27 protein-coding genes are annotated in these 20,385 nt (G+C 32.2%); 1 reads left to right on the top strand and 26 read right to left on the bottom strand.

The features are described 5' to 3' along the window. Positions 1 to 318: 318 nt before the first annotated feature. A complete protein-coding gene (locus H8698_RS07715; protein ID WP_249312085.1) occupies positions 319 to 450 on the top strand; it encodes a zinc ribbon-containing protein in 132 nt (43 codons plus the stop codon). 221 nt (positions 451 to 671) lie between these two features. Here H8698_RS07715 and H8698_RS07710 read toward each other — a convergent pair whose 3' ends face one another. The 26 genes from H8698_RS07710 to H8698_RS07580 all read right to left on the bottom strand — a co-directional run bounded on the left by H8698_RS07710 (position 672) and on the right by H8698_RS07580 (position 20,369). Beyond that, positions 672 to 1,208, bottom strand: coding sequence for an ImmA/IrrE family metallo-endopeptidase (locus H8698_RS07710; RefSeq protein ID WP_249312082.1), 537 nt, complete (start codon positions 1,206 to 1,208; stop codon positions 672 to 674). Next, complete coding sequence (locus tag H8698_RS07705; RefSeq protein ID WP_249312079.1) at positions 1,205 to 1,933, bottom strand: phage antirepressor KilAC domain-containing protein; 729 nt, start codon at positions 1,931 to 1,933, stop codon at positions 1,205 to 1,207. Before H8698_RS07705 ends, H8698_RS07710 begins: the two co-directional genes overlap by 4 nt. Positions 1,934 to 3,056: 1,123 nt before the next feature. After that, entirely contained in the window at positions 3,057 to 3,662 is a 606-nt protein-coding gene (locus tag H8698_RS07695) for a type III toxin-antitoxin system ToxN/AbiQ family toxin (RefSeq protein WP_249312070.1), read from the bottom strand. 252 nt (positions 3,663 to 3,914) lie between these two features. Further along, positions 3,915 to 4,424: a hypothetical protein gene (locus tag H8698_RS07690; RefSeq protein ID WP_249312061.1), complete on the bottom strand. Its 510-nt coding sequence runs from the start codon at positions 4,422 to 4,424 to the stop codon at positions 3,915 to 3,917. Positions 4,425 to 4,564: 140 nt separating this feature from the next. Next, on the bottom strand, positions 4,565 to 4,732 hold the full coding sequence (locus H8698_RS07685) for a hypothetical protein (RefSeq protein WP_249312056.1): 168 nt from the start codon (positions 4,730 to 4,732) through the stop codon (positions 4,565 to 4,567). 343 nt (positions 4,733 to 5,075) lie between these two features. Beyond that, entirely contained in the window at positions 5,076 to 5,720 is a 645-nt protein-coding gene (locus H8698_RS07680) for an HNH endonuclease family protein (protein WP_249312054.1), read from the bottom strand. A 9-nt stretch (positions 5,721 to 5,729) separates the two neighbouring features. After that, complete coding sequence (locus tag H8698_RS07675) at positions 5,730 to 7,019, bottom strand: AAA family ATPase (protein WP_249312052.1); 1,290 nt, start codon at positions 7,017 to 7,019, stop codon at positions 5,730 to 5,732. A gap of 84 nt (positions 7,020 to 7,103) precedes the next feature. Continuing rightward, positions 7,104 to 7,331, bottom strand: a complete 228-nt coding sequence (locus H8698_RS07670) for a helix-turn-helix domain-containing protein (RefSeq protein WP_249312046.1) — start codon at positions 7,329 to 7,331, stop codon at positions 7,104 to 7,106. Between the two features lie 416 nt (positions 7,332 to 7,747). After that, a complete protein-coding gene (locus tag H8698_RS07665) occupies positions 7,748 to 9,853 on the bottom strand; it encodes a phage tail tape measure protein (RefSeq protein WP_249312045.1) in 2,106 nt (701 codons plus the stop codon). A gap of 133 nt (positions 9,854 to 9,986) precedes the next feature. Beyond that, complete coding sequence (locus H8698_RS07660) at positions 9,987 to 11,159, bottom strand: ATP-binding protein (protein ID WP_249312043.1); 1,173 nt, start codon at positions 11,157 to 11,159, stop codon at positions 9,987 to 9,989. 76 nt (positions 11,160 to 11,235) lie between these two features. Then, positions 11,236 to 11,493 (bottom strand): hypothetical protein, encoded by a 258-nt coding sequence (locus tag H8698_RS07655; protein ID WP_249312039.1) that lies wholly within the window; start codon positions 11,491 to 11,493, stop codon positions 11,236 to 11,238. 102 nt (positions 11,494 to 11,595) lie between these two features. Continuing rightward, the gene (locus H8698_RS07650; protein ID WP_249312034.1) at positions 11,596 to 12,015 is read right to left on the bottom strand and encodes a hypothetical protein; all 420 of its coding nucleotides are present in this window, start codon (positions 12,013 to 12,015) and stop codon (positions 11,596 to 11,598) included. 22 nt (positions 12,016 to 12,037) lie between these two features. Beyond that, on the bottom strand, positions 12,038 to 12,376 hold the full coding sequence (locus H8698_RS07645; RefSeq protein ID WP_249312030.1) for a hypothetical protein: 339 nt from the start codon (positions 12,374 to 12,376) through the stop codon (positions 12,038 to 12,040). A 4-nt stretch (positions 12,377 to 12,380) separates the two neighbouring features. After that, on the bottom strand, positions 12,381 to 12,926 hold the full coding sequence (locus tag H8698_RS07640) for a hypothetical protein (protein ID WP_249312028.1): 546 nt from the start codon (positions 12,924 to 12,926) through the stop codon (positions 12,381 to 12,383). 59 nt (positions 12,927 to 12,985) lie between these two features. Continuing rightward, positions 12,986 to 13,486 (bottom strand): hypothetical protein, encoded by a 501-nt coding sequence (locus tag H8698_RS07635; RefSeq protein ID WP_249312026.1) that lies wholly within the window; start codon positions 13,484 to 13,486, stop codon positions 12,986 to 12,988. A gap of 18 nt (positions 13,487 to 13,504) precedes the next feature. Then, positions 13,505 to 13,771, bottom strand: a complete 267-nt coding sequence (locus H8698_RS07630) for a phage holin family protein (protein WP_249312024.1) — start codon at positions 13,769 to 13,771, stop codon at positions 13,505 to 13,507. A 303-nt stretch (positions 13,772 to 14,074) separates the two neighbouring features. Continuing rightward, positions 14,075 to 14,422 (bottom strand): hypothetical protein, encoded by a 348-nt coding sequence (locus H8698_RS07625; protein WP_249312022.1) that lies wholly within the window; start codon positions 14,420 to 14,422, stop codon positions 14,075 to 14,077. A gap of 52 nt (positions 14,423 to 14,474) precedes the next feature. Beyond that, entirely contained in the window at positions 14,475 to 15,272 is a 798-nt protein-coding gene (locus tag H8698_RS07620) for a hypothetical protein (RefSeq protein ID WP_249312020.1), read from the bottom strand. 38 nt (positions 15,273 to 15,310) lie between these two features. Beyond that, entirely contained in the window at positions 15,311 to 16,066 is a 756-nt protein-coding gene (locus H8698_RS07615) for a hypothetical protein (RefSeq protein WP_249312018.1), read from the bottom strand. Positions 16,067 to 16,075: 9 nt separating this feature from the next. Beyond that, positions 16,076 to 16,567 (bottom strand): hypothetical protein, encoded by a 492-nt coding sequence (locus H8698_RS07610; protein WP_249312017.1) that lies wholly within the window; start codon positions 16,565 to 16,567, stop codon positions 16,076 to 16,078. Between the two features lie 12 nt (positions 16,568 to 16,579). Continuing rightward, positions 16,580 to 17,602: a hypothetical protein gene (locus H8698_RS07605; RefSeq protein ID WP_249312015.1), complete on the bottom strand. Its 1,023-nt coding sequence runs from the start codon at positions 17,600 to 17,602 to the stop codon at positions 16,580 to 16,582. Then, positions 17,592 to 17,813 (bottom strand): hypothetical protein, encoded by a 222-nt coding sequence (locus H8698_RS07600; protein ID WP_249312013.1) that lies wholly within the window; start codon positions 17,811 to 17,813, stop codon positions 17,592 to 17,594. The genes H8698_RS07605 and H8698_RS07600 overlap by 11 nt, the downstream gene beginning before the upstream one ends. Before the next feature lie 7 nt (positions 17,814 to 17,820). Then, complete coding sequence (locus tag H8698_RS07595) at positions 17,821 to 18,237, bottom strand: hypothetical protein (protein WP_249312011.1); 417 nt, start codon at positions 18,235 to 18,237, stop codon at positions 17,821 to 17,823. 12 nt (positions 18,238 to 18,249) lie between these two features. Next, entirely contained in the window at positions 18,250 to 18,711 is a 462-nt protein-coding gene (locus H8698_RS07590; protein WP_249312008.1) for a hypothetical protein, read from the bottom strand. Between the two features lie 77 nt (positions 18,712 to 18,788). Next, on the bottom strand, positions 18,789 to 19,889 hold the full coding sequence (locus H8698_RS07585; protein ID WP_249312006.1) for a hypothetical protein: 1,101 nt from the start codon (positions 19,887 to 19,889) through the stop codon (positions 18,789 to 18,791). A gap of 15 nt (positions 19,890 to 19,904) precedes the next feature. Beyond that, entirely contained in the window at positions 19,905 to 20,369 is a 465-nt protein-coding gene (locus H8698_RS07580) for a hypothetical protein (RefSeq protein WP_249312004.1), read from the bottom strand. Positions 20,370 to 20,385: the final 16 nt, after the last annotated feature.

The raw sequence follows: 20,385 nt of genomic DNA, 5'->3' as shown, positions 1-20,385 counted from the left end.
AAGCAAAAAACTAACATAAACCATCAACATGATTTAATGGCTTGACTATATCATTATCAGCAACATGAGTTTTATTTTCATTTATAAAATCGTCAATAGAATTATATTCAAGTTCCTCGCGTTGCTGCTTAATTGTATTAATTACAATAGCTAAGATGGTTTCTGCATTATTATAGGTACAGCCATATTTATACAATAACTGCATTATTTCAATAACTAAAAATAAAATTTTACCATGATCATTAGCAAATATATGATCACCTACTTTCGAAAAATATAGATTAAAATAAAATCATATACGGTAAGGAGGAAAGTAGTATGCCAACAACAGGTGAAAAACCAGGTGAAGGTACATACACATGTACTAATTGTGGGCAACAGGTGACACTTGACGATGATAGCGACACAATGCCACCTTGCCCTAAATGCGGCGGAACTGAATATAACTAATCCGCTAAAGTAAACTGTTTAATGTTAAATGGTTTACAAAAACACTGTCTCCAGATGGTTATGTGTTTTTTACCATCTGGAGTAGTGAACTTACTCCAATACATAAACGGAAGAATTTGTCTTAATTTAAAAATAAATCTTTTCATAATATTTTCTCTCTTTCATAGTTATTTTAAATACAAAAATAGACCATTAACATGGCCTATTTTTTGTCTTATAATTCATTTTGTTAACTCGACACAGAGTTCATACAACGACATATTTAATAGTTCTTTTACCGAGTGAGACATTAATTTTTCTGTCCCATATCCGTTTTCAATAAGTGCTTGCCAATATTCTTCTGCTCGTCCAATAGGCAATCCTGCAAGATACATCAAATCCTGCACGGATTTTAAAGATGCTGGCAATTTACTCATTGGAGCTATTAATATACAGGCTAACATATTTGCTTCTTGTTCATTTTCCAAAGAATCAAAATCATGTTTTAATAGAAAATGAGCAATCTCGTGAAAAAAGTAAAATCTCCAATATTTACTTGATTCATCTATATAAATTATATATTGTCCATTACCTTTTTTACACAGAATAGCGGGGAAGTTAACAAGAGGATTAACTCCATTAAAATCTTCCTCATACTGCATTTTACACTTATAAACAATCCCTAGTTTTTTACACAACGATAATGGATCGTGTGGAATTTGTGAAGACGCTTGAATGAAAGGTTTAGCAATTGCCAACAATTCTTTATATGTTTTCATTTTGCCACCCCCAACATTCCATCTTTCCGCATAGTCTTTCTGATATAATCAAGACCTTTACGAGTGACATAAGTAACGTTTCTTGTTTTTCCATCATGGCATGGAGTTTCTTTCACCTTAAATTTGCCCTCTTTGCGAAAACGTTCATATGGAACATTAACCATATCTTTGTTGTAGAATAAGATTTTCTTACCACGTAAATAAGCAAACAAAGCATATTCGCCGATTTCCAGTTCTTTTGCTACAGTATTCATATCCAGTAGTCCATCTGTGCTTAATAAATCATCATAGAACTCTTGTAGTTGAGCATTCTTTTGCTGAAGCTCTTTAACCATTGAAAGCTTAAGTCCATCAGAGAAATTAGGAAAGTAATAGTCTATAGCTTCTGATTCTCTTTGCGGTTGAATATATGCCCCGTGTTTACGAATACTAGGTAGAACCTCTTGTGTAACCCACAGCCTAAAAGGTTTTGCTATTGGTTTACGACTACGTAAAACAAGTGTGTAAAAACCACTTTCAGAAATAATGTTAGTGTTACCACCACATAACCCTAAGTTTAACTTAGCCTTTTCAAAATCTTCTAATCCATTCATTGCAACAGTTGTATTTGTCAATTCTAAAATATTGCATACATCAGATGCAATAAACCACACATTTTCATTTTGATACACAGTTCTGATTTTACCAAACTTCTCATTACTAAAAGTTGAAATTTCAGTTTTCATTTATAAATACCTCCATTCGTATTGACATTTAATTTGAGGTATTATATAATATAGAAGAGATTTATATTATATAAATCCTCACTGCGTATGGTGTAACTGCTCCGCTAAAAGTTATGTTACACCATATTTTTTATTTTGTAGACAAAATCAAGTGAATACCCATCCTAATAGCCTCTGTTCGTGTTATATTATGAGTTTTACAATAATCAACCAATTGCCGATTCGTTGTTTCGTCAATACGAACTTTTAAATCAATATTTTTGGGATTTTCACTTTTTGGTCTGCCTGTTCGTGGACTCAGCTTGTTCACCTCACTTTCTGTGTTCCATAAATTAATTATAATATTTGGAACGCAAAAAGTCAAGAGTTTTTTGAAAAAAATTTTTTATAACCTTACTCAAATCTTGACAAAATATAACAGCATGTGATACAATGCCGTTTGGAACGAGGAGCATCGTTGAACTTTTACTCATCTTCATAGACGATATAGGCGGTTGACCTTCTATGCAATAGAGGGTTTCTTAGGGTTTCTTTCCCCTCTGGAAAGGAGGGGTGCCATGGTTACATATGATGGATTGTTTATTTTTACGACCCTGATTGTTGGTATCATTGGTCTTTGTTATACTATATTTAGCAAAAAGAAATAACCGCCCACACGTCCAAATGTAGCGGTTATTCTTTAACTTATACACGAGGGTCAATCGTCTTGGCTTCTCGTTCTTTTTTTGTAGCCATCTGCGGCAACAGATAGCTGACAAGTTTCGTAGTTTATCTAAAAGATAAACTGCATATAAAAATTTGTTAAACTAATTGTGCGTGGCAACCGTCTTGGGTTTCCACACCTTTATTTTCTATAACTATTATATCATAAAATTATTATAGAGTTCTAAACATTTGAACTCGACCTTTTTTTAGTTGCATATCGAGTAGCAACAAACATTTGAAACCCACTTATATTAGGCTCATACTTATTATACATCATTTTAAACAAAAATACAAGTGTTAAATTCCACTAATTTAATTAGCAAATCATTATAGAAATTAAATATTTTAATAAGATGGTATATCCTTATTATAATTATATGACAATTTATAGATAAATGCAACTATTTCTAAAAATTTTTTACCATATTTCATTTCCTACAGGTTTACCAAAATCAGCTTCTTTAAAGGTATATTGCCCTTGAAATCCCTTTAGCCGCTCATCTAATGTTAAAATATAGTCGTGAGCTAAGTGTTCCATTCGTTTAAAGTCAATACAACGTACTGAAATTTTGTTAGTGGGGTGATTATATTTAAGATTATAAATCTTTTTGGCCTTTTCGGGCAAATTCAAAGTGTCGATATATTTCATTTCACGCTTTAACAAATCTACATATTGACTTTTTTCTTTGTCCGACTTAAATGTGCGATGCTGTTCGATATTTGAGACTGTAACCGGATAAATCTCAGACTTAGGGATAGGGAACATATAGTTTAAATTAACAACAGCAATAAGTCTATTAAGTTTTTTGGGGTCATATATTTTATAAAAGTCTAATTGGTTTTTTAATTTATTATGCCGAAGTTGAGGATGAGATACTTGTGTTATGTAGCATAAATCTTCTGCTTCAAACAAAACACCAAAGAATGGCTTGTATTTGTTTTCTCCATAATCAGTTTTAGGTATTCTGTCTTCAAATTTTCTTAAATAATCAAGATAATTTGCATTTACATCTATCCATATCATATGTATATCCCCAAGAATAAAGACAGACACAAGGTCTGCCTCTATTAATACGATTTTGGTAGGCTTCGTAACCTCTATTAATACGATTTTGGTAGGCTTCGTAACCTCTATTAATACGATTTTGGTAGGCTTCGTAACCTCATATATTTCTACATTATTATTATAGCACAAATCAATATAAAATAACACTGGTAAATTCTACAAAAATATTATAACAAAATGTAGCATTTTGCTCAAAATAATAATTTAAAGTTATACTCTCACACATCTTTCTTGAACATGATTTTTAATATTATCGCTATTTTTATCGTAAGTTAATTCTATTACATCACATTTAGAGGTATCAATAACAATTCTTTTCGTTGGCACTGTGTCAAAATCTTTAATTATTTTTTTGTCACTGTAATTTCGATATATATAACGATTAAGCACAATAATCGGTTTGCGTTCAAATTGCTCAAACAAAACAAGTTGTCCATATATATCAAAATTACATTCTTTAGATACAACCTTAACCCATAAACCATTATCTTTATCTTCTATATCTCGCCAAATATATTCATTAATAGTAGACTTAATTTTCAATTTCTTTAAAATCCATCTCATCCACTTGCTTACATAAAATTGAGCAGTGATATAACCGGCAATTGCACATATTATTAAAAATAACATTGTATCAAGAACAGCATTATTGTATGTGATACTGGGTATAATTTTATAAAACAGTGTTAGTATATATCCACAAATAATAGAACGTGTCAAAATATGTTGCTGATCTATAACCTTTTTGTTTGCAACAATAAAGTGAAATATTTGCGTAAAAATATAACCGCTTGTAAAATATAAAAATATCTCACTTAAAGAAATCTCTTTAAAAAATTCTAAAATAAAATCACCTCATTTTATTCGCCATCCTCCGATGGTCTTGGTTTTGATAAAGAATTTGTAGGTTCTTGTGAGTGTCTAATAATTTCAGCCGTATTTATTTCAACTTGTTGTCTTCCTCTGTTTTTGTCATTTTCTTGTTTAATGGGGCTATTATCATTATTATTGTTTGTTTTATTACACATTTTCATCTCTCCAATACAAAAATTTACATTGAAATTATAACATATAATGTCAATTAAATCAAGTAAACGACAAGATGATTATGTGATCATGGCTCATCAAACCTCTCATAGCTAAGCTACAAGATTCCTGTTGCACAGTTTAGCGGTAAACTTTCGACCCAACCATTTATATACCGCATATCGGTCAGCGGTATTTATTTCTAACCGCATATTTATGCGTCGCTTTACGGTAAGCGACAATCATAAGCAAGCCGTTAATTTATGCGTCGCCAAACGGCAGGCAACAATATAAAAAAGAGATGCCAGTAATGGTATCTCTAAATGTTTTACATTTATTATTATTTTAACTATGTAAACGCTTATCTAAGTACCAAATTAATATTCCAATATACTCTTTATATTTTCCATTAGTATCTTTTTCTGTATAATAGTCTTTTATTTTTCTTAAAATTGTTGTTGTCCATGTTCCACATTTGTACTGTTTACTTATAAATGATTTTAAACTGTCAAGCGCAGCTTTCCTATTTAATGGTAATCTTGATTCAAGACAGTTTAAGTTTAAAGTTACTTCCAAATCTATTTTTATTCTATTGTTTTTAGATGTTATCTTACCCGTATGTTCTTCATATTCAATCTCATTAATAGAAGACTGAATCCAAGGATTAATTGTTAAGTCACAGTTCCTTCGGTGGGAATCGCAAGTTTGGTTTTTAAATTCACAATTCCTATCTGTTTTACATACGCCTAACATTATTTGATAATTCAATGCACCAATTCTATCTAGTTTAGATTGAGGTATATAATGTTCTATAGTTAAATCATCTGAGTAATTTATACGTCTCATGCAATATGCACATAAATAACCCTGCTCTTGTAATAATGCATGACGTATATCATCTTTATTACGAAATCCGTCAAAATAAGCAAATTTTTCTTTTTTATATTTTGTAAGGGACACAGGCTCTTTCCCTTTTATAATATAAAACATAAAGAAACCTCATTCATTCATTTTTTCTAAATCAAGAGTTGTTTGCGCTCCTGTAATATCAGGATCATTTTCTGATAGTTTTTGTTTTAATTCGTTTAAATAATTTTCAGCAAGTTGTAAATTATGACATTCAATTGCATTATAAAATTTAACAAAATCAGACTGTATCGAAGGAACTCTCATAGTTGAATCTTGTAAAACACTTAAAACGTCATTTATTTGATAACCATAAGCCGGTTTCTTATATTCAATTTCACCGTCTTTATTAAGTGATATAATATGCTCCCCCTTAAATGACGATAATATAATTGATGAATGTGTTGTTGCTATGAATTGAACATTAGGGAATGTTTTTTCTAAAGCCGCAATTATTTTCCATTGCCACTTAGGATGTAAATGCAAGTCTAACTCATCAATTAATACAATACCATTTGTCATATATGTTTTATCTAATAAATTGGGATTAAGTATAGACATCCTACAGGCAATATCTAAAACCATTCCAATCATAGAACGATATCCAGCACTTAAAAATCTTAATGGTAAAACATCATCTTCAATTATACACATTAATTCCTCTGATCTTTTATCATAAAAAACTTGTGCTTCTGATGACGGAGCTATTGTATCTTCGGGATTTGTCATAAAGGTAATAAAACGTGAAATTGCAGATTTAGCACTTTCATATTCCCCTATTTTTTTGTCTAACTGCCAAGAAATTTGCTCCATTTTTTTACACCAATTAGTTAGCATCTTTGTATTTGACGATTCATCTAAGCAGTCAGTGTAACCAACTACCCTTGAAAAATCGTCTTGAAATGGATCATTCCATTTGTCTTTTTTTTGAGACCACATTCTTGCGGCACTTTGATAACTAATAATTGGTAATTCAGAAGTATCATTTCCTGCTCCTGCTAACAATGCAGCTTTCCTACAAATATCTCTTGGTTCAATAGTGGTACGAGAACTTTTAATACTATTCTTTTTTCTAGTAAAAGAGAATTTTTCATTATCTAATATTAAATCACATTGAACTTGTATAGGTGTACTATATTGAATATTATAAGAACCATCACCTGTCCAATTACTTATTCTACGAATCTCATCTTTATTAAAATGAATAGTAGAAATATTGTCGATTCCAGCTAAGAAGCCTCCCAACGCCACAGATATTGCTTCAAGAATAGAAGTCTTACCAGAACTATTGTCACCAATAATTAAATTAAATCCAGTATTAAACTTTAAGTTTAAATTCTCTATTTTTTTAAAATTATTAATAAACACATTCTCTATACGCACTATATCACCTCCATACTATTATTATTATGTTTAATGCTATTATACCAAAAATTACTAAGCAATGCAAATCATATCAGCATTTTTTTATGTTTTTTTATCAACCAATAATAAATAAGGTTCAATACCAAGTATTTCACCCAAATGAATTAACATTGGCAAAGAGGGTAGAACATCTAAATTTTTAGCTTCTATTTGGCTTATGTAACTCCTTGTAACATTTGCCCGCATTGCAAACCCCTCTTGGGTTAGATGCTTTTGCTTCCGATAATAAGCAATATTTTTCCCAATAATTTTATAATATTTTTTATCCATATAACTCACCTCAATACAATGCTAACACAAAAGGAGCATAGTATTGCGTGTTGATAGTGAGCAATTTAAGTTGTTAAATATGAAACATCTATATATTACGACAGATGTTATGCCGCCAAAATACAACAAAGAGCACAATATACTATGCCCTGAAACAATCATTCTGTTGCTGAATGTTAGTCCAGAATACACCTTCACGATTATATTCTCAATAAGGTAGAGATAACCGTGCGACTAAGATACTCGTTGGCCACTCCTGTTAAATATATTTAATAGGTTAGGTGCGGGTTCCTCAAATTCTTTTACTATTCCCATACCATATCGCTTTCACGATTGCCACTATAATGTCACCACTATAGTTTGGTGAAAAGAACATAGACAGTTCCCGTCTCGTTGCTTCATCGAGAGTGTGTTTCTTACGCACACCATTTCAGTCGTTTGCTACACACAGTCTTGCTTATAAAACCGTCTTCATTATAAACTCGTTCAATGTTGCCATCACCGTGTGGTGGGCATATTATAAGGGACAACATTTTATCCCTACCCACGAAGCTTGTTAATTTCTTTGCAAGATTTAATTTAGATAGTCCTTTAATACTAGCCGATATTAATGCTACTTTTGGTACGAATCCATCACCAACAGTTAAGACATTATTTAGTAGTCCACCGATAGGTGCCAAAATACTTTTAAGAACAGACAAGGCAGAATTTAACTCTTGTACTGCTCCAATCAAAGTACCCGATTGAGCAAATGAAGATATTAAATCAGTCCAAGTATTGCCTAATGAATTTAGTGATCCTTCTAAATTATTCGCACTCTTTTCAGCCTCAACAGCCATTGAGCCTCCACCATTTGCATATTCACCAAGCATTTTCTCGTACATATCCCAATTTCGTAATAAAGCATCTAATTGGGTTGCTCTTAATTTCCCACCTACCGAATTTAATAAATTCGTTCTACGAATATCGTTATTATTTAATTTTGAATATTCAACTGATAATTCGTTTAGAACCTCCATCGGATCACGAAGTGAAGTAACCCCATTTTTAGTTTCTTTTAATTTAACATTAAGAGCATTACATGCCTTTTCATACTTAGTAAGCCCTTCTGCACTAATCCCTTCCTCTTCGTCAGAAACCTGTCTAATATTAAGAAGGATGGCGCGAAAAGCACGAGCAACTTCAGAACCTTCTTGTTGTGTGACAGCAGCCATTGTCCCCAATGCAGCAGTTGTTTCGTTTACATCAACGCCAAAACTTGCAGCAGTTGATCCAACTATTGACATACCTTCTGCTAGCTTAGTCATGTTAACTGCATTCAAATTAGTTATTTTATTTGAACCATCAAAAACTTCCGTTAATTTTTGAACATTTCCCTGTAAACCATATGCCTTATCTGTAGCAATAACATATTGATTTGCAATTTCAGCCGTTACATCTCCTGCGCCTTGAACAGCAACCGATAATTCTGCTATATCTTCTGCGTCAGAATATCCAGCTCGCGAAGCTTCTTGTACTCCTGATAAATAATCTGTCGATTTTTTACCATATTTACTGGCAGTTTCAAATGACCTGTTCCCGATTCCTTTTAATTCATTTTTTGATAATTTATCATTTGCCTTACTTATTTCTGTTAATAAAGTGTCAACCTGTTTAAGTTCTTTAACTGCCTCTCTGGTCTCATTAACAAAAAACATCATACTCTGAGTACCAAGAGTCCAACCGCCAAATTTATTCCAAATATTTTTGATTTTATCAAACGAGGAATAACCAAGCTTTCCAGCTTGCCTAGCAGCATTACCAACATCCTGTAACTCTTTTTCTAATTGGTTTGCTCTGTCAATTGGTATTTTCATTCCGTTTGACAACTCATTTATATTCTTTAGTAATTGCGCTCCCCATTTTTTATGAGCAGCAGTATTTTTGTCATAAAAGGTCTGATATTTATTTAATAAGGTAGTGACTTCGTCATCTGTAGCATATTTGCCTTTTTGTATAGACGTTAAATTTTGCGTTTTCTTTAATGCTTGCTGAAATCTTTCTTCATTCTTAACTCTTTGGTCGGCCTGTTGTGGGTTAATTAAATCCTTATAAGCCAGTTCCAAATCATTAATGCTAGATTTCAATTGTGCATTTTCAGATTTCCATTTTTGAGTGGCAGAAATTGCTTGATTTAACTGTTTTTCATATGTACCATTATCAATAGATAGTTTTATCTTATTTGATTTCTGTGCCGTTTTATCAAATTCTGCCTGTAATCTCTGGTTGTCTTTAATAAGATTATTTACGGCCTTTGTCACAGCAGAGTCATTAATTTTAATATCTACACCAGATATTTTCTTCAATTCAGACTCGATTTCTGGTATAACCTTTTTTATACTCGCTATAAGGTCTGCTTTATCAATATCGGCGGCTATGTTTACAGAAAGCTTATTAATAACCTTTTGAACTTTGTCAATATCCTGTTTGCCAATACTGCTTGTATCCAAAATAGCTTTTATAAGTACTTCAAAGTTATTCAATTATATACATCTCTCCTTCCTATTTTGAGCATAAAAATAGCTCTCCCCAAACGGGAAGAGCAGAAAATTATATATAAAAAAGACTACTAATTTAGTAGCCTTTGATTTTTTTACTTTACCTTCATTAAATATATTATTTTAAAAAAGTACGTTCTAAAAAACGGTCAAAATGGGGAACAGTAAAATCAATTTCACCAAACGAAGGAGAATAAATTAATCCTTTATTAATAAGATTATTTCTTAAAGGAGAAATAGAATGAGAGTCTCTGTTCATTTTTTTAGAAACTTCATTCATTGCACATGGGAAATGTTTGCATTGAGACATTGCAAGTAAAAAATCTTTTTCAGCTTTTGTGCTTCGATTAAACCTAACTCCGTAAAAACTATTATCTAAGGTTTCAGTGTATTCATCATATGACGTGTGAACTATTTCTTTTGTAACATGACGATCAATAGCAGCCAGGTTCCAAATTATTCTGCCATACTGTTGTATGAAATACGGGTATCCACCTGTATGCTTTAATATAAGGCTTACAGCAGCATCATCAAATTTTACGCCGTATTGTAACGCAGGAACAGTAATTGCGTCTATCGCATCATTATCATTTAACGAAGAAATTTTAGTAAAATTAAATAGCCTTTCTGAATATGATTTTGCATCTCCGGCAATTCGTAAAATAGTTGGTAATCCCGCAGCATAAAGCAAAATAGGTAGTCCTAATTGATTCATTCTATGTATTGCAGTTATTAAAGCAACCAGATACTTTTTATCTAGAGCTTGAATTTCATCAATAAAAAAACAAATAGGGACATTAGCCTTTTGTGCCAATTTACCAAGTGAAGTAAACAATGTAATTAAATCAGTTGTAAAGTCACCTGTATCTGCTGTTTCAACATTGTATGGTTGTTGACTCCATCCAAAGCTCCAAGTATTATCATCAGGCGAATAAGTTGTCTTAAATGATGTTACTACCAATTTTACTTTGTCAATCAATTCTTTCACAGACTTTATAAGACTCAATTGATTAATGAACTTTTTGCTTTGTATAATTATATTTTTATTAAAATCAAAATTTTCATTACATTCTATGTGAGAATATAAGAAACCAAGATTATCAGCCATTTCTTCAACCCTATTTAATAGCACCGTTTTACCTACTCCACGAACACCATAGAATACAGTGTGCATTACCATACCGCCTTCTTTTAATTCATTTAAGTTATTTGTAGCAGTATCAAGTAATTGGTCTCTACCAGCCAAATATTCAGGAGCAAAACCAGCTCCCGGCTTATATGGATTTTTCAAAACAATAGACCTCCCAGAAATGCAGTTTTCTTTCAGTCTATCATCAAAATGATTAAAAATCAACACCTTATCCTTTCTAAATATAAAGATATTTTCTCTCTACAAACCATGTGTCATCATCTCTCCAAATATAGGTTCGTTTTCCGTTTATAACAACAGTATATCTAATACCCAACCCGCCGCCTTTAATTGACGCTGCGCGACGAATATCTATCACGTTGTCAATTAAGAATATACGTCCATCTTCCCATTTTATCCGCATTGGTATTACATTCCCCGCGCAGTCAAATTTTGCTAATACATCTACATATGTTTTACATGGCTTCTTAGACATAATTATAGCTCCTCGATAAAATTTTAATTATGTCAAATACCAAAGATGAACGAACAAATGTTCTATATTTATTATACCATACAATTAATCATATATCAATATCTATTTAACATTCAACCCTTGTTTTATTAGCTCTTCTTTTAGAATATTTGACGCATTTTTTTCACAGAAATCAATGAAAGCGTCCCAAAATCTACCTTCGGTTTGAATATCTTTAGAACCGTGATAACCTTCCGATGCATACGCTAATTGTTTTTCACCAGTCCAAAAACTGTTGTAGTTCATTTTGGGACTGTCCATAAAAATTTCACCACAAGTAGCATTTAACATTCTTGTTGATGCTGACCGCCAAAAATCATAAGAGCGAATGTATCTATCTGGTTCAAACTGGTCATAGTATTCTGTGTCTATTAACTCTTGTAGCGTTCCAAGTAGTCTATTACAAGCACTTTCAACTGCTTTTTTACAAGCACTTTCAACATAGTTTTCAAGTTCAACAACTGTTTTAAATACTTTTGACAAACGATTTGCTCCTTTGTTTTAATTATTCAACGTGACTTATCTCATCATTACTTTCTACAACACTATGTACCAAAATTTTTTGCATATCCTCCGGCGATAATGTTGCCATATAAGTTAAAATTTCTATTAATCTACTTTCGTTTGTCTTAAATGCGTTTGCCAATTCAGAAATAATAAGCGGATATAACTCTTCTGTTTTAACATTTTTAGATGCTACAACAAGCTTTTTAAAGAATTCACCAATAATTGCGCTTTCTTCTACAAGTCCGTTTACAACAGGCAGAGCAGTCGCCATTGTTTTCGCCATTTCACGCTTAGCAGCTTTACGATTTTTTCTGTACTCAAAATACTCTCTAAACATAAAATTAATCTCCTTTTTTAATTACTTGCTCTATCATAAGAGCTACATTATATTTGTAATTAACCTTTAATTTCTTTTTCTCAATAAGAGTAGGGGAGCTGTGTTTCAATAAATCCCCCTCGTTAAACGACTTCTTATCAATGCATTTAATCATATTCAATACATCATCTATCTTTGTAAAATATGTATGATCGGACTTTCGGAAGTCAAGCAAAAATCCCGATATAACATTTTTATATTTTGCAAACTTTGAAAGGCTATCAAATTGGTATTTATGAATTACCCCTTTGTCGTCTTTTTCTCTTTCAAAGGATATACTTGTACCAAATACCGTCTTTAATTCCAAACAGAATAAATGCGTTCCATTAAATAACATACAGTCACAAGGAGAATGTTGACTAAATCGTAATTTTGAACTTGCACCAATATCAAATCCTTGAGCACTATCTGGAGGTCTATAATACCATATATTATCTGGAATAGATGCTTTGAAATTGTTCTCAAAGATCTTACCAATTGACTTGCCTATTATTTTCACTTCCTTATACAACAAAAGAACGGCTATTCACAATCGAATAAAACCGTTCTTTAATACGATATTTTTATTAATCAATAATCTTGCTCTAAATATGATTTTCTGATAATTTCAATACTCATATCAACCTCGCTATTTGTAAGCCGGTTTGTTTCAATTATCTTTTCATACTTGTCATACGTTTTAAGGCAATGTCTATAACATTCCCTACTTATAGTTCTTCCGTTAGTTATTTTATCTGCCGTATTAATGATTTCCCATCGTAAATCATCTATTTCTTTATCCACAAACATGCATGTTAAATCTTCTATTTTTCGTTCAATCTTTTCATCATGAATAATAGATTGCTTAACATCGTCTTCATGTTTCTTTTGCAATTCATTCAAATTCTGAGCAGTTGTTATTAAAAGCTCATGGTCTTCATTTTTCTTCTTTATCCATTTTACAGGTTTTCCTATTATTTCTGAAAACTTTCCAATAATAGTAGTCATAGCGATAATCGCTGACAATATTAAAAACAAGCCTGTAAATACAGACAAAATATCCAATCTAAATAACTCTGTTATGGCTTCCATCCATATAGCACCAAACCTTTACACATCATCTTTATTAATAAACTGCTTAAATACCTGATGTAAACCCGTTGATGCCAAACCTGAAAGAACTCCGCCTAAAAGAATAGTTGGAGTAAAAGCCATATTTAACCAAATATTAATAACAATACCAAGAATACCCATAATTAGAGGAATAAATCTGTCTACCTTGTCCGTTGGTATTAAATTTTTTAAAATGTATCCAATACACAAACAAATTCCAATAATTAACGGAACTGCATATTCTGCTAAAAACGTTATATCCATATTAACCCTCCATTTAATTTATAACTCTCGTTTACACCACTTATCATATAACTCATAAGTGTCTTTTCTATTAAATACATAAATTAATTTGTTATCTTTGCCACAAAATACATCTAATAACTCTGCGTTATTATCCAGATATTTATATGTTTGAAGCTGATTTACAATAAAAACACATTCATCAGGATTATATAATTTTCCTGTAACAATACTACATTCTTTTATGGAATTCCACTCCTATCTTATCGTAAAAAAATAGGGAATACAAAACTATGAATAGTTCTATATTCCCTATTAATAACACTATTCACTATTTGTATTGTCGCATTCGCCTACTTGTTCCGCTTCTTTCTTCTTTGAAACGGTTTTTGCAGATACTCCTTTACTCTCTTTAAAGATTTCATCAATTACCGAAGCAATATGAGGCAAAAACTTTTTATAATCGCCTATATCACAATCCAACAACATTTTTTTAGCATCTTCCTTCGTTATACGTTTATTGGTATAATCAGAAAGAATAATATGAATTTTATAATGCTCCATAGTATCTACAATTGTGCGCCATGGTTTAAAACTTTGTACTTCCTCACAAGTGCGACATACAGGATATTTCTCACCGCAAATCGCACATTCTCGTAAATTCTGTTGCATATTTCCTCCTAAATAACATAAAAGTATTTCACTTTACATGCTATTAGTTTTATTATTTTGAAACAAAAACCTCTACTAATTTTGCCTTTTCATCACAGTACGGTTTTTCTAATTTATACTGTGCACCATGTTTGCCATCAGATGTAAGGTTTACATCAATATTTGACGGGTCAATTTGAGCACGGGTAGCCCTAATAACACCACTATAAACGATATTTTTATTGCATGGATCATGAAAAATAGCATGAATTAAAAGTGATCTAACGTATGGGTCTTTGCCAGTTTCCTTTACAATCCTGACAGCTTCATCGCTGGCTTTTTCATAATTAACAAACACCCGCCCAGTTACACCACTTGGCAGAGTGATTGTTTTCGTATCAACGTCCAATGTAAATTTGCCATCAGCAGCAGTTGCCGAGATTTCATAGGTCTCCCCAAAAGTATTATCACTGTTAATAACTTTTACATAAGGTATTTCTGCCCCAGTTGTACCAGTCGGTGTATATGTAAGAACTACAGCACCTCCAGTGCCAATTGGCAGCACCTCTGAAACAGGTACATTAATTTTATTACTAGTCGAAGCAATTTCTTTTGTTGTTCCAAACTGGCTTGCAAGCAAATCCAAAGAATGCAACGAGTTAGTAAACGAAAAAGACCCCTTCTCTGCATCATAAAATGTCATAATAGATGACCCAAAAGCGTCTACAACTTCTCTTTCATCGGCCGTGAAGTTTAATGCTGGGTCTTCGATCTGAGTATAACGACCAACCAATTCCAACGTAGCTGGGTCATATTCCTCAACAGAACGTACTTTTTCAAGCACTAATTCATTTGGGTTAAAATCTGCCATAATATTTTCCTCCTTAATTTACATAAAAAAAGAGAACTCTAATCAAGTTCCCCTGTCCAATCTAGTTGTTTTTTATTTATTTCTTTTAAATTAACTCCAAACCCTGAATATCCAGACTGCAAAAGCAAATTTGCATTTTTTATCTTAGAAATTCTACGCACAGAGTCCATAAAAGCATTTATTTTCATATCCCATACCTGAGAATGACTATATTTAAAGCCTTCACAATTTATCATTGCAGAAACTAAATTCTTTAGACGTGAATGGTATTTCTTGTTTCTATTCATTTCCTGATCTTCTCTTGCATCCTCAATTAAAACCATTTTTGTTGTTTCGTTTGCAGGAACTCTTTCATCTTTCTCAATATAATGTGCTTGACGCAAATAATCGGTAATTATGTTATAAGTAAATTCATCTATTACAATCTCATCAATACCACTATGGGTTTCTACTTTTTGATAAAGAAAAAATGAATCATCACTTTTTCGCTGTATAACTTCAAAACGTTGAAAATCTAAATTTCCAAACAAAATAGATGTTTTATCTTTCGGAAATAATTTAAACAACATCCCATAAAATAATTGCCAAGCGGATATTTTAGTATAATCAACACCCATATCCCATAACTGTACTTTCATTGTTTGTGGAGTTGCAGTCAAATTATATAACATATTATAATAATCTTGCTCGCCAAAATCACATATTTCATTTAGTGTCGCTTGGTGGATAGTGATGTGGTCAGATATTTTATAATCATATCCACGATATATCTTGAATTCGTCATTTTCGGTCATAATAAGTTATCACCACCTATTACACATAGAAACATCAATATCAACTGTTTCAAATATAAGCTGGCGAAAAATAAACTTATCCGTAGCAACTCCTTCAATATTGCTAATTAATTCAAGCCTCCCGATATTTCCATATTTTGTTGAGTCATTAAACTTTTCATCAATTAACATACCAAGATAATCATTACGACTAAAATCTTGTAGCTCATTGCCAAACTTTAAATCCATATGGTCGTTATGAGAAAATATATTAATTATGAGTGTCGGCGTTACAAAAGTACCATTTTTATCTCGCCTCTTTGTATTTACTTGAATTGTAATAAAAGTCATTGTTTCAGTAATAGTGTTTGGATTTTTATTGTAGGAAAATATATGTGTTCCTTTTAATAACTCCCCAGTTAATTTATTTGGTGAATCAATAATAGAACAAATATCACTATCTTCACATATAGCATTGATTACATTCTTTTTTAAAGAAGCAACGATTGAACTATTTGCCATCAAACCCCTCCTTTAAAAAGAATCTATCACATTAATTTTAATTTCCGTTATTAATTTATCATTTAAACCTATTACTTGCAACAGAAAATTTGTACCAATATAACGTTCATCTTCAACACATAGTTCAATGGAATTGCCATTCACATTTTTATCTACCTCAAAATCACTAACCACATCCCATTTAAAATCAACATCAACATCGTTTCCGTTTTTATCTTTGAAAGTTACAGTATATGTACGACTAAAACCAAGTTTAAGTTTAGAATTTCCAGAAATAATTGCAGAAAAATCCGCCGTCATATCAGGAACGTTAGGTGTAATTTGAGTTGTATAAGAGAAATAGTTACAAATCCAAACCATTTTACCATTTAATTCAATATGTTTATCTTTCTCTCTGTTAAAAGCATCAAAAGCAAAAGAAAGTTGAATTGTTCCATCAGTAAGGTTAATTTTTCGGTTACTAAGTCTATAAATATCTGGTTCAGTAGCATCATCAAAATCAAAAGCAAATCTCATGCCACGCTTTAGCTTCTTGGTGTCTGCATCAATAGGCAATAATAATCCATATTGATTATCACCGACAGTAATAACGCTATTAGAATTTTCACCATCAGAATATTTTGTTTGGTCTGAAGCATATGCCCATTTTTCAACAATATCTCCATTAGAATTTTGCCACCGCAAAACATATTGGCAGCGAGACATCCTTGTTGAAAGATAAGCACCGTCAACATTAACAACATTGGTGTCAATTATCCAAGTGTCACCTTCATACTGAACATAATAGCCTCGTTTCACATCGGCAATAATAGGACAATGTATCTTGCGAAAATCGTTCAATTCTCGTAGAGGGTTGCTTGAAGTCTGCACAAGACATCTTTCAGTAATGCCGTTGATTACAATATCATATCCCTCTGCACTATGATAGCGTCTAAGGTCGAAGTTCTCAATTACGCTGTCGATAGTTTCTTCTTTGGTATAAAACCTTTCGTCAGCACCTCTATCATTCACAAGCCAATCATTTCTAAACATCATAATCAATCACCTCACTGACCATGGTGGGCAATCTTTTAATAAAATTAGAAATATCAAGGATTTCGTGCCTGAGAGCCTGATGATTGTTTAAATCAACAGAAAACTCTTTTTCAATAAGCCCCATAAGAGCATTAATCTTTTTATATTCCTTATTGCAAAGGTCTGTAAAATCAATTTCACATTTAGGTGTTTTTATAATTACACTTTTCATAAAACACCTACCTTTCATCGGAATAGTCTGGAAATTCCATTAAAAATCTTGAAATTTCGTCAGTCCAATACTTTAAACTGTTTTCAGTCAAATCAAATTCTTCTTTGTTGGACGGTATTTTATTAAATGCCTGTGTTCCAAGATATTGTTTTCTCGTAGTAAGTAACGAGAATTTTTGCACAAGATACTCTTTAACCATAAACATAGAGATAAGTTCTATTGAAGAATTGCTTATAATATTTTTAAAATACCCTTCATATGTATATTCGTCACAAACATAATCTAATTTGTCATAAGTATGGCGATAACACTTACTGATTGCAGACTTAAAGAACTGAAATACCTGACTTTCTTTTCCGAAAAAATCCACGGTTGGTACTTTTATGAAGAAAGCATCATAAACTTCTTGTAAATCTGTACCCATTTTACCACCACCTTATCTAAATTTAATTCCTGTATATTCCTCTAAAAACTCAATGCGGTCATATTCATTTAGTTTCATTTTTCTACAGTAATTCATAAAGATTTCTTTTTCGTGATGAAGCACAACCTTTTCTTTAACATTTTTCTTAAATGCGGAATCGGATTTTAATTCAAAAATCTTTGCACATTCATCCTTTGTAAGAACAAACTGAAATCTTTTTTCTTCAGGCGAATCATATCCCACATATTCCCTAAAATCGGGATTATCAACATAAATTCTTGCGTGGTTGCCATCGCTTGTTCCGTTAAACATAACATTCTGATTGTCAGCCAATGTAACCAATTCCTCATTTCTTACTGTAGCCGTTTTGTTTGCTTCCAATAGCAATTCACCATTAGAGTTTGGCAAAGTAAAAGAAACACCCCAAGGACACAGATTTATAATTTTGCTTCTCTTGTCCATATCTAAACTCATAATATAAAACCTCCAAAATAACCTTTATATTAAATGTAAGAGGAGTAAGTGAACCCCTCTTACACTAAAAAAATATCTTATTTATCAACGGAATAGTTGCTGTCAGATACAAGACCGATTGCAGGAACATACTCGTCAATAACAGCAGTACCCATTTCAAGGTCAAATCTCATAACATCTGCTCTAAGGTTCAAATCCTGACCAGCCATAGTCTGAAGACCGCCCTTAAAACCAATCTTGAGAGGTGAAAGAGCACCAGAAATCAGGAAGTATAAAAGACCTTCGGGAAGATATGTTTCATAAAAATCCTTAGTGTCATTAAGTTTAGTCATATTGAAGGAGTTAGGAATTTCAACAATTGGTGTCCCTTTATATGTCTTAAGAAGACCGGTCTTTCTAATTTCCTCCATAACCGCCTCAGAAAACCTTACAGAACCAGAAGTATCAACTTTAAACCCGGCAAAATCTTCAATCTGAGTAATTACAGAATAATCACCAATCATTGTTACATTACCAAATCTACGAGCCTTTTTCAAAGCAGCATCAACAGATGTTTTTGTAATGCCAGCGGCTTCAGCAAAATTCTTAATAGGAGCACCTTTAATGCCCGCATACAAATTCTTTTGAACCTTATAAAATACTTTATTCATCATATCTGTTACAGTCTGCTCATTGAGTGTTTGAATTGCATCAAGATTACCTGTCGCAAACTCTCTGTGGTCTATAAGGATACCACCCGTAATATTGTCGGTATCCATTGTTCTTGTCTTGTATGTATAAGTTGCAAACGGAAATGTACCGTTGACAGCCTGCCAATCAGACATCTTTCCTTCAAGATTATAAACCTTGTATTCCACGGCTTCATTCATACCAACATCAATTTTTTCACCCATAAAATCAAGAATGTTAAGTCTCTTAAGAAGAGGGGCCTCAATCATTTCTGTTCTAATAGCGTTAAGTTCTGCCTGAGCCTTTACATCGCCATTTTTGGCAGCAACACCCCTAGTCTTCACATAAGCATTAACCTTATCAACTTTATTGCCGTACTTACTTACATCTTTACCCGCACACATAGCAGAAAAGATTTCTACACCTTCGCTTTTTACATTAACTGTTTTCTGCAAACTGTTAAGTTCAGCATTTGCCTGAATATTTTCAAAATTAATTGCGTTCACCATTCTCTCTCCTTTCGATTAACCTACAACAATAACGCAGTCATAGCCAGAACCGCCAACGTTGTTAAAATCAACAACTTTAAGCGATACTTTATAACCTGTAGCTGCTTCAACCTTAGTGTAACCTCCATCTGTGCCAGCAACAAGAATATCGCCTTTAGCAATATTGTTACCCGTTACAAGGTCTCCAGAAATTTCAACAATTTCTCTTGCAGAATTAGCAAAATTAAATGCTCTTACAGGCTTACCTTTTTTAATTACAAAATCCTCATAATTTTTAAGTTCAGGTGTAGTAATTGTATTATTCACAAAATAAATATCACCCTTTGCTGTATCAGCAGTAGGAAGTTTTGCAACTTCATCACCGTCAACATAATCAATCGTTACAGCATAACCATTTTTTAAATCTACATCGGCGATTGCCCTTGGCGTGTGCTGTTCATTTTTGATACCACTATAATTCTGAAATTTTACAATTGGCATAATTCTTTCTCCTTTC

The organism is Congzhengia minquanensis, assembly GCF_014384785.1.
GTDB lineage: Bacteria > Bacillota > Clostridia > UBA1381 > UBA9506 > Congzhengia > Congzhengia minquanensis.
This window is presented reverse-complemented; position numbering and strand designations above follow the sequence as displayed.

Bases quoted from the DNA above. Each gene is read 5' to 3' on its own strand.
- H8698_RS07715 (WP_249312085.1), top strand. From the start codon at position 319: ATGCCAACAACAGGTGAAAAACCAGGTGAAGGTACATACACATGTACT.
- H8698_RS07710 (WP_249312082.1), bottom strand. From the start codon at position 1,208: ATGAAAACATATAAAGAATTGTTGGCAATTGCTAAACCTTTCATTCAA.
- H8698_RS07705 (WP_249312079.1), bottom strand. From the start codon at position 1,933: ATGAAAACTGAAATTTCAACTTTTAGTAATGAGAAGTTTGGTAAAATC.
- H8698_RS07695 (WP_249312070.1), bottom strand. From the start codon at position 3,662: ATGATATGGATAGATGTAAATGCAAATTATCTTGATTATTTAAGAAAA.
- H8698_RS07685 (WP_249312056.1), bottom strand. From the start codon at position 4,732: ATGTGTAATAAAACAAACAATAATAATGATAATAGCCCCATTAAACAA.
- H8698_RS07680 (WP_249312054.1), bottom strand. From the start codon at position 5,720: ATGTTTTATATTATAAAAGGGAAAGAGCCTGTGTCCCTTACAAAATAT.
- H8698_RS07670 (WP_249312046.1), bottom strand. From the start codon at position 7,331: ATGGATAAAAAATATTATAAAATTATTGGGAAAAATATTGCTTATTAT.
- H8698_RS07655 (WP_249312039.1), bottom strand. From the start codon at position 11,493: ATGTCTAAGAAGCCATGTAAAACATATGTAGATGTATTAGCAAAATTT.
- H8698_RS07645 (WP_249312030.1), bottom strand. From the start codon at position 12,376: ATGTTTAGAGAGTATTTTGAGTACAGAAAAAATCGTAAAGCTGCTAAG.
- H8698_RS07635 (WP_249312026.1), bottom strand. From the start codon at position 13,486: ATGGAAGCCATAACAGAGTTATTTAGATTGGATATTTTGTCTGTATTT.
- H8698_RS07630 (WP_249312024.1), bottom strand. From the start codon at position 13,771: ATGGATATAACGTTTTTAGCAGAATATGCAGTTCCGTTAATTATTGGA.
- H8698_RS07625 (WP_249312022.1), bottom strand. From the start codon at position 14,422: ATGCAACAGAATTTACGAGAATGTGCGATTTGCGGTGAGAAATATCCT.
- H8698_RS07620 (WP_249312020.1), bottom strand. From the start codon at position 15,272: ATGGCAGATTTTAACCCAAATGAATTAGTGCTTGAAAAAGTACGTTCT.
- H8698_RS07615 (WP_249312018.1), bottom strand. From the start codon at position 16,066: ATGACCGAAAATGACGAATTCAAGATATATCGTGGATATGATTATAAA.
- H8698_RS07610 (WP_249312017.1), bottom strand. From the start codon at position 16,567: ATGGCAAATAGTTCAATCGTTGCTTCTTTAAAAAAGAATGTAATCAAT.
- H8698_RS07605 (WP_249312015.1), bottom strand. From the start codon at position 17,602: ATGATGTTTAGAAATGATTGGCTTGTGAATGATAGAGGTGCTGACGAA.
- H8698_RS07600 (WP_249312013.1), bottom strand. From the start codon at position 17,813: ATGAAAAGTGTAATTATAAAAACACCTAAATGTGAAATTGATTTTACA.
- H8698_RS07595 (WP_249312011.1), bottom strand. From the start codon at position 18,237: ATGGGTACAGATTTACAAGAAGTTTATGATGCTTTCTTCATAAAAGTA.
- H8698_RS07590 (WP_249312008.1), bottom strand. From the start codon at position 18,711: ATGAGTTTAGATATGGACAAGAGAAGCAAAATTATAAATCTGTGTCCT.
- H8698_RS07585 (WP_249312006.1), bottom strand. From the start codon at position 19,889: ATGGTGAACGCAATTAATTTTGAAAATATTCAGGCAAATGCTGAACTT.
- H8698_RS07580 (WP_249312004.1), bottom strand. From the start codon at position 20,369: ATGCCAATTGTAAAATTTCAGAATTATAGTGGTATCAAAAATGAACAG.